Source organism: Listeria cossartiae subsp. cayugensis, assembly GCF_014229095.1.
Classification (GTDB): domain Bacteria; phylum Bacillota; class Bacilli; order Lactobacillales; family Listeriaceae; genus Listeria; species Listeria cayugensis.
In genome coordinates, this window is sequence record NZ_JAARZC010000003.1 from 179,984 (window position 1) to 195,840 (window position 15,857).

General features: G+C 40.6%; 12 protein-coding genes. 4 read left to right on the forward strand and 8 right to left on the reverse strand.

The annotated features are described in order from the left end of the window. Positions 1–25 precede the first annotated feature (25 nt). From HCB49_RS10690 to abc-f, 8 genes are all read right to left on the reverse strand, one after another. On the reverse strand, positions 26–460 hold the full coding sequence (locus HCB49_RS10690; RefSeq protein WP_185604924.1) for a hypothetical protein: 435 nt from the start codon (positions 458–460) through the stop codon (positions 26–28). 327 nt (positions 461–787) lie between these two features. After that, positions 788–2,125, reverse strand: a complete 1,338-nt coding sequence (gene pbpD1, locus HCB49_RS10695) for a D-alanyl-D-alanine carboxypeptidase PBPD1 (protein ID WP_185604925.1) — start codon at positions 2,123–2,125, stop codon at positions 788–790. A gap of 179 nt (positions 2,126–2,304) precedes the next feature. Next, on the reverse strand, positions 2,305–3,972 hold the full coding sequence (locus HCB49_RS10700) for a CocE/NonD family hydrolase (protein WP_185604926.1): 1,668 nt from the start codon (positions 3,970–3,972) through the stop codon (positions 2,305–2,307). Between the two features lie 108 nt (positions 3,973–4,080). Further along, entirely contained in the window at positions 4,081–6,234 is a 2,154-nt protein-coding gene (locus HCB49_RS10705) for a DNA topoisomerase III (RefSeq protein WP_185604927.1), read from the reverse strand. Positions 6,235–6,257: 23 nt separating this feature from the next. After that, a complete protein-coding gene (gene recQ, locus HCB49_RS10710; RefSeq protein WP_185604928.1) occupies positions 6,258–8,030 on the reverse strand; it encodes a DNA helicase RecQ in 1,773 nt (590 codons plus the stop codon). Between the two features lie 160 nt (positions 8,031–8,190). Continuing rightward, complete coding sequence (guaB, locus tag HCB49_RS10715; protein ID WP_185391818.1) at positions 8,191–9,657, reverse strand: IMP dehydrogenase; 1,467 nt, start codon at positions 9,655–9,657, stop codon at positions 8,191–8,193. Positions 9,658–9,944: 287 nt separating this feature from the next. Then, entirely contained in the window at positions 9,945–10,475 is a 531-nt protein-coding gene (locus HCB49_RS10720; protein WP_185604929.1) for an ADP-ribose-binding protein, read from the reverse strand. Positions 10,476–10,532: 57 nt separating this feature from the next. Further along, positions 10,533–12,143, reverse strand: a complete 1,611-nt coding sequence (gene abc-f / locus HCB49_RS10725; RefSeq protein WP_185604930.1) for a ribosomal protection-like ABC-F family protein — start codon at positions 12,141–12,143, stop codon at positions 10,533–10,535. Between the two features lie 137 nt (positions 12,144–12,280). On the opposite strand from abc-f, the gene HCB49_RS10730 reads away from it, so the two are divergent. The 4 genes from HCB49_RS10730 to HCB49_RS10745 are packed head-to-tail and all read left to right on the forward strand — an operon-like array spanning position 12,281 to position 15,846. Continuing rightward, complete coding sequence (locus tag HCB49_RS10730; protein ID WP_185604931.1) at positions 12,281–12,631, forward strand: hypothetical protein; 351 nt, start codon at positions 12,281–12,283, stop codon at positions 12,629–12,631. Between the two features lie 27 nt (positions 12,632–12,658). Next, positions 12,659–14,113, forward strand: a complete 1,455-nt coding sequence (locus HCB49_RS10735; RefSeq protein WP_185604932.1) for a glycoside hydrolase family 1 protein — start codon at positions 12,659–12,661, stop codon at positions 14,111–14,113. A gap of 45 nt (positions 14,114–14,158) precedes the next feature. Continuing rightward, complete coding sequence (locus tag HCB49_RS10740; protein ID WP_061394699.1) at positions 14,159–14,461, forward strand: PTS sugar transporter subunit IIB; 303 nt, start codon at positions 14,159–14,161, stop codon at positions 14,459–14,461. 32 nt (positions 14,462–14,493) lie between these two features. Then, positions 14,494–15,846: a PTS sugar transporter subunit IIC gene (locus HCB49_RS10745; protein ID WP_003725316.1), complete on the forward strand. Its 1,353-nt coding sequence runs from the start codon at positions 14,494–14,496 to the stop codon at positions 15,844–15,846. Positions 15,847–15,857 lie beyond the last annotated feature (11 nt).

Sequence of the window (15,857 nt, forward strand, 5' to 3'; positions counted from 1 at the left end):
CTCTGTCTCCCTTTTCTGTCTCAGTTTATTGCTTTACACCTTTTTCTATCTCTAAAATCTTTGTCAGAACTTGCTGCGCTTTTTCATATTCCTGCGCCTCAATTGCATCATTCATCGTTTTCAGCTCTGACCCTACATCACCATAAGCAGTATAAATGGTCTGATCTTTTTTGGATAAACCATCCCATACTTTCGGCTTTTTGGCATTTGTATAAATAGTTTGAAAATCCTTCTCCATCTCCCGCAACTCCGCTAAATAAGTTGGATTACAAATGTCTCCATTTAATTTCAAATCCGACCATTTCGCGTAATTCCGCTTGAAATCTTGCTCCACTTCTAATGGTTTCGTCTCTTTTTCATCATGCGCACATTTTTGAAGTACTAATAAAAGTACTACAATTAATACTAAAAGCATTATCAAGACTATCCAAAATTTCTTGTTTTTCAATAATTTCCTCATCCTAAAACCCCCGTCTTATCACAATCTCAGCAAGTATATCATAAAAAAAGACTATTTTTATATGCTTCTAGCAACGTTCAAATTTCTGTCACATTTGCACTTTCAATTATTAATTTTCTCTTTCAGTATGTTAAACTCTCTTTTCGGAGAACCCTCATTTCAGGGAACGCAAAAACAAGTCCCCGCCAACGATTTCACCACACAAAAAAAGGTAGCACTCCGCAGAATGCTACCTTTCCTGTCCATATCATCATAAAAAACACGGAACATCGTTATTAATAAAACTTCTTAAAAAATCATAAAATGTGTAAATTCACGTATATTTTCTTAATTAAACCAACCTTGCACGCCATTAGAAACGTAACTTCCGATACCTGTAAAGAAGGAGCCAACTGCTTGCGTGGAAAGCATGAACCAGTTTGCTTTTTCAACGTCGCTAGCAGTTTGTACGTCGATTGTTTCGGTTTGTTTTCCGTCAAGGTAGCCTAGGTCATCTCCATCTTTTAGAGATACTTCCATTTCGCCAACTGTCGTACCTTTTTCAACGGGTGCTTCGATTTTTTTCTCTTTTAGAGTTACTTTTGTGTTTAGTTTAGGTGAATTGTCGTTCTTAGGTACAACTAGCTTCACAGCGTCTTTTGTCACTAGTCCGACTGTATCTTCTTTGCCTTTATTTACTGCGAGCGTAGAAGGATCTTTCACTTTAGAACCAGCTTTTTGTACTTCTTTTACTTTAAAATTGTTAAAAGCGTAGTCGAGCATTTTGTTAGTTTCGTCAAAACGGGCACTTGTATGCGCTCCAGGTGCGCCGCCGTTTGCATGAAGAACGACTGTGATAACACGCATGCCATCTTGTACAGCTGTTGCGGTTAAGCACATTCCGGCATAATCAGTTGTCCCAGTTTTCAAACCATCTACACCTTGGCGGCCATAAATTAAGCCCGGTAGTAGCCAGTTCCAGTTGGACATATCAATTTGATCTGATGTGCCTTTGCGGAATTCTTTTTTTGTGATACTTGCCGTTTTTAGTACGTCTGGATAATCATCAATTAAGTGTTTCGCCAACTTCGCCATACCGCGCGCCGTCATTTGATTTTCGTCTTTTGGCCCACCTACTTGTTCCTCGCCTTTTAAATCTTCATTGTTAAGACCAGTCGAGTTAACAAATTTGTGCTCACCTAATCCAAGTTTTTCTGCTTTTTTATTCATCGCGTCAACAAAATCTTTTTCAGATCCTGCAATTTTTTCGGAAAGCGCAATTGCTGCACCGTTTGCAGAATAGATTGCCATTGCTTCATACAATTCTTGCACCGTATAATCTTCACCAAGTCTAAGTGGTACGTTCGATAGTGATGTGTCTTGGGAAACTTTAAACGCATATTCAGAAATGGTTACTTTATCGTCCCATTTTAATTGTCCCTTATCGATTGCTTCCAGTAGTAAATATTCATCCATCATTTTCGTCATGGATGCGATACCCATCAGCTTGTCAGCGTCTTTTGAATATAAAATTTTTCCAGTACTCTCTTCAATTGCGATTGCTGCATTTGCATTTACATTTGGTGCTTCTGCGGCTTGTGCTGCTTTCGGACTTACTAAGAAGCCACTCACTGCAAGGGATGCTGCCATGATTGCAATCCCTGTCTTTTTCATTATGTTTTTCACTGCAACTTCTCCTTCATTTGAGCAAACTATTGGCTCATTTTATCTATATTTTAATAAAGAAATCTACTTTAAAAATTCCCTTTTTGAAATAGATTTCATTTTTTTAGGCCGATACTTTCATATTTTACCATGATTTAGCAGTGTCGTATATAAAACTTTTCGCCCAAAAGTCCGTTTTTCTAGCGAGAAATTGGCAAAAGAATATGCGAAGGGTAATCCGGGCTATGATAAATGGTTTGATGCGCGATTTGGCTTTCGGTGGAATTAATGAAACTATCGCCTGTGTTTGGATTCGGGTCAAATCTCGGAAAATTACTGGAAGATATTTCGATGCGGATTTGGTGACCTTTTTGGAATAAGTTGCTCGTTGCCCATAGATCGATGGTATATTCGTTAATCTGATTTTGGACTTGATTGCCGTGTTGTTTACTTGCGCGAATAATTCCATCTGCCAAGTTAAACGCAGTGCCATCTGGAAAAACATCTACCAGTTTAGCGGTGAAATCTGTGTTTGGTGCATCTGTTTTCGCCCATAATTTTACTTGGACTGGTCCAGTTACTTCCAAATCTCCTTCTAGTGGCGCTGTTGTATAGCAAAGAATGTCATCCCGAAGTTCTAGGTGCTGCTGATCGCGCGGACCGTCTGCATGTAGTTCTTTATGAAGCGTCCCCCCGCCATTTGAAGGAACTGGATTTTCTGGGTTGTAAGTAAAATTTGCTTCTGAGGTTTGTTTTGGTGATGTAAATTCAGCTGTTACTTCGCCTGTTTTAAAATAAAGCGGGGTAAAATCGGTGTTTTGAGGTGGCCAAGTATCTGTGGTTTTCCAATCGTTTAATCCCATAACAAAGTAGTTTACCCGGGCTGTTTCAGGGAGTGGCTCTTGTTTTAGCCAGTGATTGAACCATTCTAGATGACGCGCGTGCATATTTGCTTCGCCCCATTTGGTAGCTGCCATCCCAAAATCACGGTCACCAATCATCTGACCAAAATTAGCATGTGTCCAAGGTCCAATGATAAGTTTATCGCCAAGTCCGCGGTGATGACCATTTTGAAAATTAGCGATAGTTTTGTCTAAAAAGCAGTCATACCAGCCAGCAACGTGGAGTCCCGGTACATTGATTTTATCGTAATTGCTTTTTGCATCAATTTTTTGCCAGTGGTTGTGGGTTGGCTCATAATTTAGCAGCTCTGAAAAATAAGGCATTTCTTTCTCACCTATTGCCGGCCAGTTTTTATATGGTTTAAATTTATATAGTTCATCTAATTTATCCAGATTTTTCATTAAGGTGTTGGCAGCTTTTTCTAGTTCTTCACGTGTATCGTATTTGCGCGTTAGCATGTTTGGAAGCATCGATTCTAAGTTCCACGTTTCCCACATACCTAATTCCAGTGCGCCATCATGATCATTGAACACGTCTGTCATGCTATTTTGCGCCATAATTGGAGCAATAGCTTTTAAATGCGTGTTACCACTTAATGCGGCTAGAATTTGTGTGTAACCGTAATATGACAAACCGAACATGCCGACATCACCATTAGAATAAGGTAGGCTAGCCGCCCATTCAATTGTGTCATAACCATCATCCACTTCCGCTATGTATGGGACAAATTCCCCTTCTGATGCATATCTGCCGCGAACATCTTGAACAATTACAATATAGCCTTGCTCTGCTAAAATATTAGGCCGAATAAAATGTAGCCCATATGACTTGCTGTACGGCAATCTAGTTAGTAAAACTGGATACGTGCCTTCATCTGCCGGACGATATATATCTGCATATAAAGTCACCCCATCGCGCATTTTTGCTGGAATATCTGTTTCAATTATTAATCGATTATGTTTCACGTGAAACATCTCCTTTTTGATATTGATTGCCATTTTATTGTTTCGTATACAGGAGACTATGTCAAACAAAGCGACCCACTCAATTTGAGTGGGTCGCTTTGTTTACGCTTATTTATCTAGCTTTAGTTTAGCTAGTGCTTCTGCCATTGGATTATTAAATGGTTCATCTTCTTGCTTGTTTTGTTTCTTCATGAATTTAGCTACATCCGTTTTGGATACGTTTTTATTTTTCTGCTTATCGCGACGTTGTTGGAATGCAGCTAGTTTTTCACGGTGTCCACAAGCGCACACGAAAATCTGTTTATCTCCTTCGCCACGCATTTCCATACGTTTATGACAATTCGGGCAGCGCGCATTTGTCGTTCTTGAAACGGATTCGCGGTGACCACATTCACGGTCCTGACAGACTAACATCGTTCCACGTTTGCCTTTTACTTTTAGCATCGGTTTGCCGCAATCCGGACATTTTTGCGATGTAATGTTGTCGTGACGGAATTTTTTATCATTTTGCTTGATTTCTGTTACTGCTTTTTTGGCGTAATCGCGCATTTCTGCAGTGAATTTACGATAATCTAGTTCACCTTTTGCGATTTTAGATAGTTTTTGTTCCCAGCGCGCCGTTAGCTCTGGGGATTTTAAATCTTCCGGGACTAATTCGAGTAATTGACGTCCTTTAGAAGTAATTTGGATATCCTTGCCTTGTTTTTCTAAGGAGAAACTATTAAATAGCTTTTCAATGATGTCTGCGCGAGTTGCAACGGTTCCAAGTCCGCCAGTTTCGCCAAGTGTTTTGGCTAACGCTTTGTTGGAGGTTTCCATGTATTTAGATGGATTTTCCATTGCAGAAAGTAACGTTGCCTCGTTAAATCTTGCTGGAGGTTTCGTTTTGCCGGTTTCTAAGTTTACTCGTTTAACCGGGATTTTGTCGCCTTTTTGCATTTTGGTTAATTGATCAGGCTCGCGAGCTTCCCCGTAAATGCTTTTCCAGCCAAGCGATTTAACGACTTTCCCTTTCAGCGTGAAATCTTCTTGGCCAATTTTGGCTTCAACTGAAGTTTCCTCGTAAATATATGGGTCGGAAAGTACTGCTAAGAAACGTTTGACAACTAAGTCATAAATTTTTCGTTCTTTATCACTTAAATCTCCGAGCGAAACTGGTTGCTCGGTTGGGATAATAGCATGATGGTCACTTACCTTGCTGTTATCGACAAATGATTTGTTTGCTTTGATTGGTTTCCCGCTGATTTGACGGGCAGCTTTAGCATTTTCACCTACACCACAAGCCGCCAAGCGTTCTTTTAGTGTTGGTACGATATCTGTTGAAATAAAGCGCGAGTCGGTACGCGGATACGTTAATATTTTATGACGCTCATATAATGTTTGCATGATATTCAGCGTTTCTTTAGCTGAAAAATCATATCGATTATTGGCATCGCGTTGTAGTTCTGTTAAATCGTATAGCCCTGGTGAGAAAGTCTTCTTTTCTTTCATGGAAACATCTGTAATTACCGCATCTTCACCTTGTAAAGACTTCACTAATTTTTCGGCTAAAGCTTTATCAAATGTTTGTCCATTGTTCCACGTGAAACATTCTTGCTCAGTTAGCGCTGTAATTCCGTAGTATTCACGCGGTTTAAAGTTGCGTATTTCTTCCTCACGATGTTGAATCATCGCAAGAGTTGGTGTTTGCACACGACCACAAGATAGTTGCGCATTGTATTTCGTCGTTAGCGCACGTGTAGCATTGATACCTACTACCCAGTCAGCTTCAGAACGCGCAACAGCCGAGTGATACAAATTTTCGTATGCTTTTCCAGGTTTTAAGTGTTCAAAGCCTTCACGTATTGCTTTATCTGTTACAGAGGAAATCCATAGTCTTTTTAGCGGTTTCTTGATTTTTGCGTAATCAATAATCCAGCGAGCTACTAATTCTCCTTCTCGACCGGCGTCAGTTGCGATAACGATGGTTGTTATGTCTGTGCGGTTCATTAACTTTTTAACCGTTTCATATTGTTTTCTCGTTTGCTTGATTGGCTCTAGTTTCATTTTCTCTGGGAGCATTGGTAGATCTTCCATGTTCCAGCTTTTGTATTTGGAGTCGTAGCGCTCCGGATCTGCTAGTGTTACAAGGTGTCCTAGCGCCCAAGTTACTACATATTTACCGCCTTCTAAATAGCCGTTATTACCTTGTTTGGCACCTAATACTCGGCCAATATCTTTACCGACAGACGGTTTCTCTGCCAGCACTAATGTTTTTGTCATCTGTCAAAACCCTCTCTTCTATCTTATTTCGCTACTTCTTCTTGCAAAACGGCCAAGAATTCAGCGCCATATTTATCGCGTTTCATCGCACCGATACCCTTGACCTCAAGCAGTGCATCTTCCGTTTGTGGCATATACGCACACATTTCACGTAGCGTTTCATCTGAAAAAATGATATATGGCGGCACTTTGTGTTTCGCTGCCAGTTCACGCCGGACTTCTCGTAATTTCTCGAAAAGGTCACTATTTACGTCAATTTTAACTTTTTCAGCACGTTTCGCTTGTTTGCGTTCCACTTTGAGTTCGCCTCTTAACACTGATACCGCTCTATCGGTCAGTTTCAGCGAAGGAAATTGGCTATCGGTTGGTTGCAAATATTTTTCTGCAGTCAAGTAATCAATTAATTGCAAGACATCTTTTTGAGAAGCATCCTTCATTAAACCATACGTACTGAGTTCTTCAAAGCGCCAATCTTTTACTTTTTGGTCAGCTGAACCCGTCAAAACCTTAGCAATCAATACTTTTCCGAAACGCTCACCCATTCTTTTAATACACGAGAAAACCTGTTGCGCTAAAATCGTAATGTCCGTGGCTTCTCTTGTATCTAAACAATTACTACATTTTCCGCAGTTTTCCTCGTCATCGCCAAAATATTGCACAATATACTTCTGCAAACAAATTTCCGTATAACCATAGCCCGTCATTTGACGAAGTTTGGCGAATTCATTTTGTTTACGCTCATCATCCATTTCGGATTGTTCAATTAAAAACTGCTGGATTCGGCTATCTTGCGGCGAAAATAGTAAAATACAATCACTCGGAACGCCGTCTCGACCAGCACGACCAGCTTCTTGATAGTACGCTTCAATATTACGCGGAATATTATAATGAATAACAAAGCGCACATTGGATTTGTTAATTCCCATTCCAAAGGCGTTCGTTGCAACAATAACACGAATATCATCGTATAGAAACTTTTCCTGCCAATCTTTTCGCGCTATATCAGTCATGCCACCATGATACATCCCTGACTCAACGCCTTTTTTAAGCAAGAAACTGTGTAAACGCTCCACTTCTTTTCGTGTGGAAGCATAAATAATGCCAGATTCTGTCGCATTCTTCGTTAAATAATCAATCAAATACTTATCTTTGTCTTGTCCTTTTACGACTTGAAAGGCTAAATTATCTCTGGAAAATCCAGTTTTAACAACCGAATTCGCATTTATTTTTAATAATCGACAAATATCATCCGAAACAGCTTGCGTTGCCGTCGCTGTGAGTGCGATAACGAGCGGGCGCCTAGTCATTTTGTCTAAACTATCGCACAGTGTCAGGTAGCTCGGCCGAAAATCATGGCCCCACTGCGAGATACAGTGCGCTTCATCAATCGCAAATAACGAAATCGGTACTTGCTCAATTAAACGTTGGAAACCCGGCGTTTCAACTCGCTCTGGTGCAATATAAAGCATTTTTAGCTCGCCGGAAAACGCGGCATCCAAACGGATATCTATTTCTCTGTTAGTCAGTGTACTATTAATAAAAGTAGCTGCTATCCCTTCTGAGACTAGCGCATCTACTTGATCCTTCATAAGTGAAATTAGCGGAGAAACAACAATGGTTAAACCGTCAAAAAGAAGTGCTGGGATCTGGTAACAAAGCGACTTCCCGCCACCAGTTGGCATGATTGCTAGCGTGTCTTCTCCTGCACAAAGCTTCGAAATAACGTCTACTTGTCCATCCCGAAAATCTTGATAACCAAAGTTTTGCTGTAAAATAGCTCTTGCTTGCTCTATCATTATCTTTTTTCACGCCTCCTCTATAGAAACAGTATAGCGGTTTTACGACTGTAATTGAAGCTTTTTGAGGAAATTCGTGTTTTCTCGCGGTTTTCTTATTTTTATAGTAGAAATTAAAAAGCAGAAACCTCTTTTGGAAGAGATTCCTGCTTTTTCGACCTTAAGAAATGCTATAGTTTGGTGCTTCTTTTGTAATTTGAATATCATGTGGGTGACTTTCACGAAGCCCCGCGCCAGTCATACGAACGAACGCCGCTTCTTCGCGAAGATGTCTTAAATCAGGCGAGCCAGTGTAGCCCATACCTGAGCGAATACCGCCAACTAATTGGAAAATAATGTCAGCAACGGAACCTTTATAAGGAACGCGCCCTTCAATACCTTCAGGAACGAGTTTTTTAGCATCCGCTTGGAAATAACGATCTTTAGAACCGTGCTCCATCGCTGCCAGACTACCCATGCCACGATACGTTTTAAATTGACGACCTTGGAAAATTTCTGTTTCACCAGGACTTTCATCTGTTCCAGCGAGCATACTTCCGAGCATAACCGCATTTCCTCCGGCAGCTAATGCTTTCACGATATCACCAGAATATTTAATGCCGCCATCCGCGATAATTGTTTTACCAAATTCGCGCGCAACAGTCGCACAATCATAAATAGCCGTGATTTGTGGTACCCCAACACCTGCAACAACTCGAGTCGTACAGATTGAACCGGGACCAATCCCAACTTTTACAATATCAACGCCAACTTCAAAAAGAGCACGTGCTCCTTCAGATGTCGCAACGTTTCCTGCAACAATTACTACATCTTTAAACGTTTGGCGAATTTCAGAAATTTTATTAATAACGCCCGCTGAATGTCCGTGCGCAGTATCAATAACAATCGCATCCACACCAGCTTCGATTAATTTCTCTACGCGCACAAATGTGTCATTCGTAATCCCAACAGCCGCAGCCGCAAGTAGTCGACCGTGTTTATCTTTAGCAGAATTCGGGAATTCAATTACTTTTTCGATATCTTTAATAGTGATAAGCCCTTTTAGAATACCCGCTTCATCAACAAGTGGTAATTTCTCAATACGGTGCTTTTGAAGAATCTGCTCAGCTTGTTTTAGCGTAGTCCCAACTGGTGCTGTCACTAGGTTTTCCTTTGTCATAACATCTTTAATTACTGTGGAATAATCAGAAATAAAACGTAAATCACGGTTAGTTAAAATCCCAACTAGTTTGCGCTCCTGCTCATTGTTCACGATTGGAACACCAGAAATACGATATTTACCCATCAAATGCTCTGCAGCAAAAACTTGGTGATCTGGAGTCAGATAAAATGGATCAATAATAACGCCGCTTTCGGAACGTTTTACTTTTTCGATTTCTTCTGCTTGTTGCTCAATACTCATATTCTTATGAACAACACCGATTCCGCCTTGGCGCGCAATAGCAATCGCCATTTTAGCTTCTGTAATTGTGTCCATTCCGGCACTCCAAATTGGTACATTTAATTTGAGTGATGGAGCCATTTCTACACTTAAATCTACATCATTCGGTAATACGTCCGATTTCGCTGGAACAAGTAAAACATCATCAAATGTTAAGCCTTCTTTTGCAAATTTTGTCTCCCACATGGGTCGCAAACACTCCTTTTTTATTGGTACTCGCTTTTTTATATAGAAAAAACGCATCATCTTTTCCTTATTTTGATAAAGAAAAAATGGTGGAAAATATCCACATCATGCGACTTGTCTTTTATAATCATGCTGAAATAGCCAATGTATATTTTTAGTTATTGAATATGATGTTACAAGAAGCTAGGAGCTATGTCAAGAAGGTTTTCCGTTGTTGTTTTATTCAGAAAATATAGTAAAAAATGTTTCACGTGAAACATTTTAAAAAGCCGTCTAAGATTGTTATCTTAAACGACTTCGCTATTTATTAATTCGTTATATAGTGTGGCGTTTTCTTCATCAAAACAAACAAAACGTATCTCTTCAATGCTAGAATCATATTCTTCTTCCATCCATTTACGAACGGTATAAAGAGCTACTTCGGCTGCTAGTTTTTTCGGAAAACCATACACACCAGTCGAAATATTAGGAAAAGCGATTGATGCTAAGTCTTTTCCAGCTGCTAAATCTAATGCTTTCCAATAACAAGAAGCCAGTTTATTTGCTTCCTGATGCTCGCCGTCTTTCCAAATTGGCCCTACTGCATGAATAATGTAGCTCGCTTTTAAATCACCCGCAGATGTAATGACTGCTTCACCAGCCGGACATGAGCCAATTCGATTAATGACTTCCTGACACTCTTTTAATAAATCAGGCCCCGCCGCTTGATGGATAGCACCGTCCACCCCGCCACCGCCTAAAAGACCCGGATTCGCCGCGTTCACAATGACATCTACGTCTTGTTTTGTAATATCACCTTTTACAACTGTTATCTCCATACCATCACCTCTTTTCTTCATTCTAATTTATTTTGAGAGCGATTTCCAGCAAGGGGCTTATTCCCGTTTACTAACCGCATAGCTATAATTACCTTCGTACACCGTTAATTGCTTATTCTCAAGCCAAATCACTTTAGAACAAAGCTGGTCAATAAAGTATCGGTCATGCGATACAGTAATGATTGTGCCAGTAAAAGTCCGAATCGCTTCTTCTAAAACTTCACGTGAAGCAATATCTAAATGATTGGTTGGCTCATCAAGAATCAGCGTATTCACTGGCATATTAATAAATTGTGCCAACCGGAGCCGCATTCGTTCACCACCGCTGATATTCGCCACTTTTCGAAAAACCATTTCCCCATAAAACATGAAGCCTGCTAACATTTGACGCGCTTCCCCTTCTGTCACCGCAACCTTATCGCGGAAAGCCTCCAGTACAGTCTGCTCTTCGTTTAGCTCTTCCATTTGTTGCGACAGCGAGGCGATTTTCACACTTGCGCCGACTTTGACCACCCCAATATCCGGGGTCACCTTTCCTTCCATTATTTTAAGCAAAGTGGATTTCCCAGCACCATTTTCACCAATAATCGCCACCCGCTCTCCTTGCCTAACTTGCAACGAGACGTCACGCACAATTTCTTTCTCACCAAAAGTTTTGCTTAAACTATCCAGAATCACTACTTCCTGGCCACTTCGACCTGCTTCATCGAACTGTAATTGCATTTGTTTTTGCGTTAAAACTGGTCGCTTCACTTTCTCCATTCGCTCTAATGCGCGCTCCATATTTTTTGCTCGGCGGAACATGGCATCGTTTGGCGGATTAGCTTGCATCGCCCACTGCCGCAGTCGTTTGATAGCTTGTTGCATCTTTTTAATTTTCTTTTGTTGGTCTTTATAATCTTGGAATTCGCGTAATAATCGTTCCTCACGCTCTTTTAAATATCCAGAAAAATTCGTGTGATAGACGATTAATTCACGACTCTCCAGCTCCACCATTTTCTGAACTACCTCATCTAAAAAGTAGCGATCATGGGAAACAACGAGCACGGTTCTAGAATAATGTTGTAAAAACGTGGTCAACCACTCCACCGCCATTAAATCCAAATGGTTGGTCGGCTCATCTAACAGTAATAAGTCCGTTTTCTGCAATAATAAATGAGCTAGCGCTGCCTTCGTTTTCTCACCACCACTTAAATCTCCCCATCTCTGCGGCAGTAACATACCAATTCCTAGTCCATTCACTACTTTGCTCAAATCAGCGTCCATCTCATATCCACCAAGCTCGCCAAATAATGCCATTTTATCCCCATAACGGTTCATTAGTTTTTCGCTTGAGTTCGTTGCCATTTCCACTTCTAATGACCGCAATTCTTTTTCCAAAGCCTCCAGCTCACCAAAACTAGTCCGCAAATATTGTTCTACTATTATATTAGGATCCACACTCGACAATTGCTCTAAAAGCCCAATCCTCGCACCCTTTTTACTCGTTACAATCCCACTATCAACACTCTCAATCCCTTTTAAAATCTTCAAAATGGTACTTTTCCCTTCCCCATTTCGACCGATTAAACCGACACGCTCACCTTCTTCTAATTGAAAGGAAACTTTCTCTAAAATAATATCTCCAGTAAAACTTTTAACTACATCATTCATTGCTACTATTGTCATTTTTTCCTCCATTTATCCAAGGAAGCATGGCAAAATGTTTCACGTGAAACAATTTTCCAGACAACAAAAAAGCGTCAGACAAGCGCCCGACGCCAATTATAAGTATAATACTAATTTAGTACCATACTACCGATTGCGTGACTCCATGCTTCTCTCATTTTTTCTCGTTATACAGTTTTTTGGGCAGACTTCACCAACGTAACTGCAATACCGGAAAAAATTGCACGGACAATATACAAAAATTTAGCTATACTAGTTCGCGCATTCAAAAGAAACATGTCATCTCACCTCTTTTCATTAATACATATAGAATAAGGGATGCTACTATAAATGTCAATTGTTCTCCCAATCACATGCACGAAACACAGCGTTTCAGATTAGAAACTTATACCATTGATGTGAAACACGAACCCAAAGCACCAAAATCTATTTACCAATTAGTCGAAACCGTTTACATTAATAAGGCAAGCAAAACTAAAACAGACTAATCGCACATAATTTTTGGAGGTGCCATAATGGAACATAATAAGTTGAAACCTTTCCCAAAAGATTTTCTATGGGGATCAGCTTCTGCAGCGTACCAAGTAGAAGGTGCCTGGGATGAGGATGGCAAAGGACCATCTGTATGGGATGAATTTGTTCGTATTCCTGGAACAACATTCAAAGAAACAAACGGAGATGTAGCGGTGGACAATTATCATCGTTATAAAGAAGATGTCGCGCTAATGGCTGAACAGGGCCTAAAAGCATATCGTTTCTCTGTCGCATGGAGTCGCGTTATCCCGCATGGTAACGGGGAAGTTAACGAAGCTGGACTGAAATTCTATGATAATTTGATTGATGAACTTCTTTCTTACGGAATTGAGCCTGTTGTTACACTTTACCACTGGGATATTCCGCAAGGGCTGCAAGACGAATATGGTGGATGGGAGTCGCGCAAAGTCGTAGAAGATTTCACTAACTACGCTGCCCTTCTCTTCGAACGCTTTAATGGCCGAGTTAAATACTGGGTAACACTTAATGAACAAAACGTATTTATCTCACATGGTTACAAATTGGCGTATCACCCACCTGGCGTTTCTGACGACAAGCGTATGTTTGCGGCAAATCACAATGCGAACTTGGCGAATGCTTCTGCAATTGCTAAATTCCGCGAGCTAGGAACATCTGGAAAAATTGGACCAAGTTTTGCTTACGGACCAAGTTACTCCATTGATGCCAACCCAGCAAACGTGTTAGCTTCTGAAAACTCCGAAGAATTCAATGCCCATTTCTGGATGGATGTTTACACATGGGGTGAATATCCTACCGCTACTTGGAACTGGCTGGAAGAGCACGGTCTTGCACCGGAAATCTTACCAGGCGATACGGAACTTCTGAAAAAAGGGAAACCTGATTTCATGGGAGTTAACTATTACCGCTCAATGACTCATGCATTTAATGGGAAAGACGGCGTTGGTTCTGGGAAAATGAACACAACTGGCGAAAAAGGCACTTCCGAGGAAACTGGTATACCGGGGTTATACAAAAACACCAACAACCCTTACTTAGAGAAAACGAATTGGGACTGGGACATTGATCCAACTGGCTTGCGCATTGGCTTACGTAGAATTACTAACCGCTATAAATTACCAATCATGATTACTGAAAATGGTCTTGGTGAGTATGATAGCTTGACGGAAGACCACAAAATCCACGATGAGTACCGGATTGAATACATTCGCGCGCATGCTCTAGCAATCCAAGAAGCAATCACGGACGGCGTAGAGATGCTTGGTTACTGCACTTGGAGCTTCACAGATTTACTAAGCTGGTTAAACGGCTACCAAAAACGTTACGGTTTCGTATATGTTGACCGCGACGAAAACGATGAAAAAGAATTAAAACGCTATAAAAAAGACAGTTTTTACTGGTATAAAAAGACAATCGAAGCAAATGGAGCTAATTTAGTAGAAGAACAGGGCAAATAAGCCTTGTTCTCTCTCTGCTTCAACCATTTTGGGAGGGAAATTTTAATGAAAAAAATATTACTTGTATGTGCGGCCGGAATGTCGACAAGCTTACTCGTTACTAAAATGAAAGCGCACGCAACCTCTGTTGGGGAAGAAATTGAAATTGAAGCATTACCAGTATCTGAAGCTAGCAGCGTAGTAGATAAAATGGATATCGTTATGCTTGGACCTCAAGTCCGTTACCAAAAACCGCAAGTGGATGAACTTGTACAAGGTCGCATCCCTGTTGTGGTAATTGATATGAAAGATTATGGTATGTTAAATGGGAAAGCCGTTCTTGAAAAAGCTTTCGCGGAGATTGGTTAAGGGAGTTTCATTTAAAATAGGGAGGTTTTAAAATGAGTATAATGTCAAAATTTGAACACGGCATGGAACGTGTTTTAGTACCAGTTGCGAATAAATTGAACTCGCAGCGCCATATTGCAGCAATTCGTGATGCATTTATTTTAGTTTTCCCATTAATTATGGCGGGTTCAATTATCACTTTGATTAACTTCGCAGTATTATCACCAGATGGCTTTATTGCAAAAATTTTATTCCTAGGGAAAATCTTCCCTAATTTAGCAGATGCACAGGCTGTATTTTCGCCGGTAATGCAAGGTTCGACTAATATTATGGCGATTCTGATTGTATTCTTAGTCGCACGGAATCTCGCCATCTTCTTTAAACAGGATGATTTACTCTGTGGACTTACCTCGATAGGTGCATTCTTTATCGTTTATACACCTTACACAGTAGTTGACAATGCATCTTACATGACAATCAAATTCTTAGGCGCACAAGGCCTTTTCGTTGCTATTATCGTAGCAATTATTACTGGGGAAGTATTTAGCCGTCTAGCTAGATCCCCTCGTTTAATGATTAAAATGCCTGACCAAGTACCACCAGCAGTTGCTCGTTCTTTTAAAGTATTAATTCCAGTTATCATCATCACTATTCTTTTCTCTGTAATTAACTACTTAATCACTTTAATCGCTCCAGAAGGTTTAAACGACCTTGTTTACACAGTTATTCAAGCGCCACTTAAAGACATGGGAACTAACGTATTCTCTGTAATTATCATCGGGCTTGTTTCTAACTTACTTTGGGTTCTTGGTATTCACGGGCCTAACACTGTTGCGGCTATTCGTGACACCATCTTCACTGAACCAAACTTAGATAACTTATCTTACGTAGCACAACATGGTTCTGCTTGGGGCGCTCCTTACCCAGCAACATGGGCTGGCCTAAATGACGGATTCGCAAACTACGGCGGATCTGGTATGACTCTAGGTTTACTGATTGCTATCTTTATCGCATCCCGTCGTGCAGACTACCGCGATATCGCGAAACTATCACTAGCACCAGGGATTTTCAACATCAATGAACCAGTTATTTTCGGTTTACCAATCGTATTAAACCCAATTATGGTTATTCCTTTCATCATCACACCAGCAATCAATACATTAATTGGTTACTTCTTCATCTCAACAAAACTTATTCCACCTGTCGCCTATCAAGTGCCTTGGACAACTCCAGGACCACTGATTCCATTCCTTGGTACAGGAGGAAACTGGCTCGCGCTTCTGGTCGGCTTGCTCTGTCTAGCCGTCGCAACAGTCATTTATCTACCATTCGTACTTGTATCTAACAAAATTGCCGCGAGTGATGCTGCAATGGACAAAAATGCAACAGCCTCAACGGAACAATAGGATGTGACAAA

Bases quoted from the DNA above. Each gene is read 5' to 3' on its own strand.
- HCB49_RS10690 (WP_185604924.1), bottom strand. From the start codon at position 460: ATGAGGAAATTATTGAAAAACAAGAAATTTTGGATAGTCTTGATAATG.
- HCB49_RS10705 (WP_185604927.1), bottom strand. From the start codon at position 6,234: ATGACAAAAACATTAGTGCTGGCAGAGAAACCGTCTGTCGGTAAAGAT.
- recQ (WP_185604928.1), bottom strand. From the start codon at position 8,030: ATGATAGAGCAAGCAAGAGCTATTTTACAGCAAAACTTTGGTTATCAA.
- guaB (WP_185391818.1), bottom strand. From the start codon at position 9,657: ATGTGGGAGACAAAATTTGCAAAAGAAGGCTTAACATTTGATGATGTT.
- HCB49_RS10720 (WP_185604929.1), bottom strand. From the start codon at position 10,475: ATGGAGATAACAGTTGTAAAAGGTGATATTACAAAACAAGACGTAGAT.
- abc-f (WP_185604930.1), bottom strand. From the start codon at position 12,143: ATGACAATAGTAGCAATGAATGATGTAGTTAAAAGTTTTACTGGAGAT.
- HCB49_RS10735 (WP_185604932.1), top strand. From the start codon at position 12,659: ATGGAACATAATAAGTTGAAACCTTTCCCAAAAGATTTTCTATGGGGA.
- HCB49_RS10740 (WP_061394699.1), top strand. From the start codon at position 14,159: ATGAAAAAAATATTACTTGTATGTGCGGCCGGAATGTCGACAAGCTTA.
- HCB49_RS10745 (WP_003725316.1), top strand. From the start codon at position 14,494: ATGAGTATAATGTCAAAATTTGAACACGGCATGGAACGTGTTTTAGTA.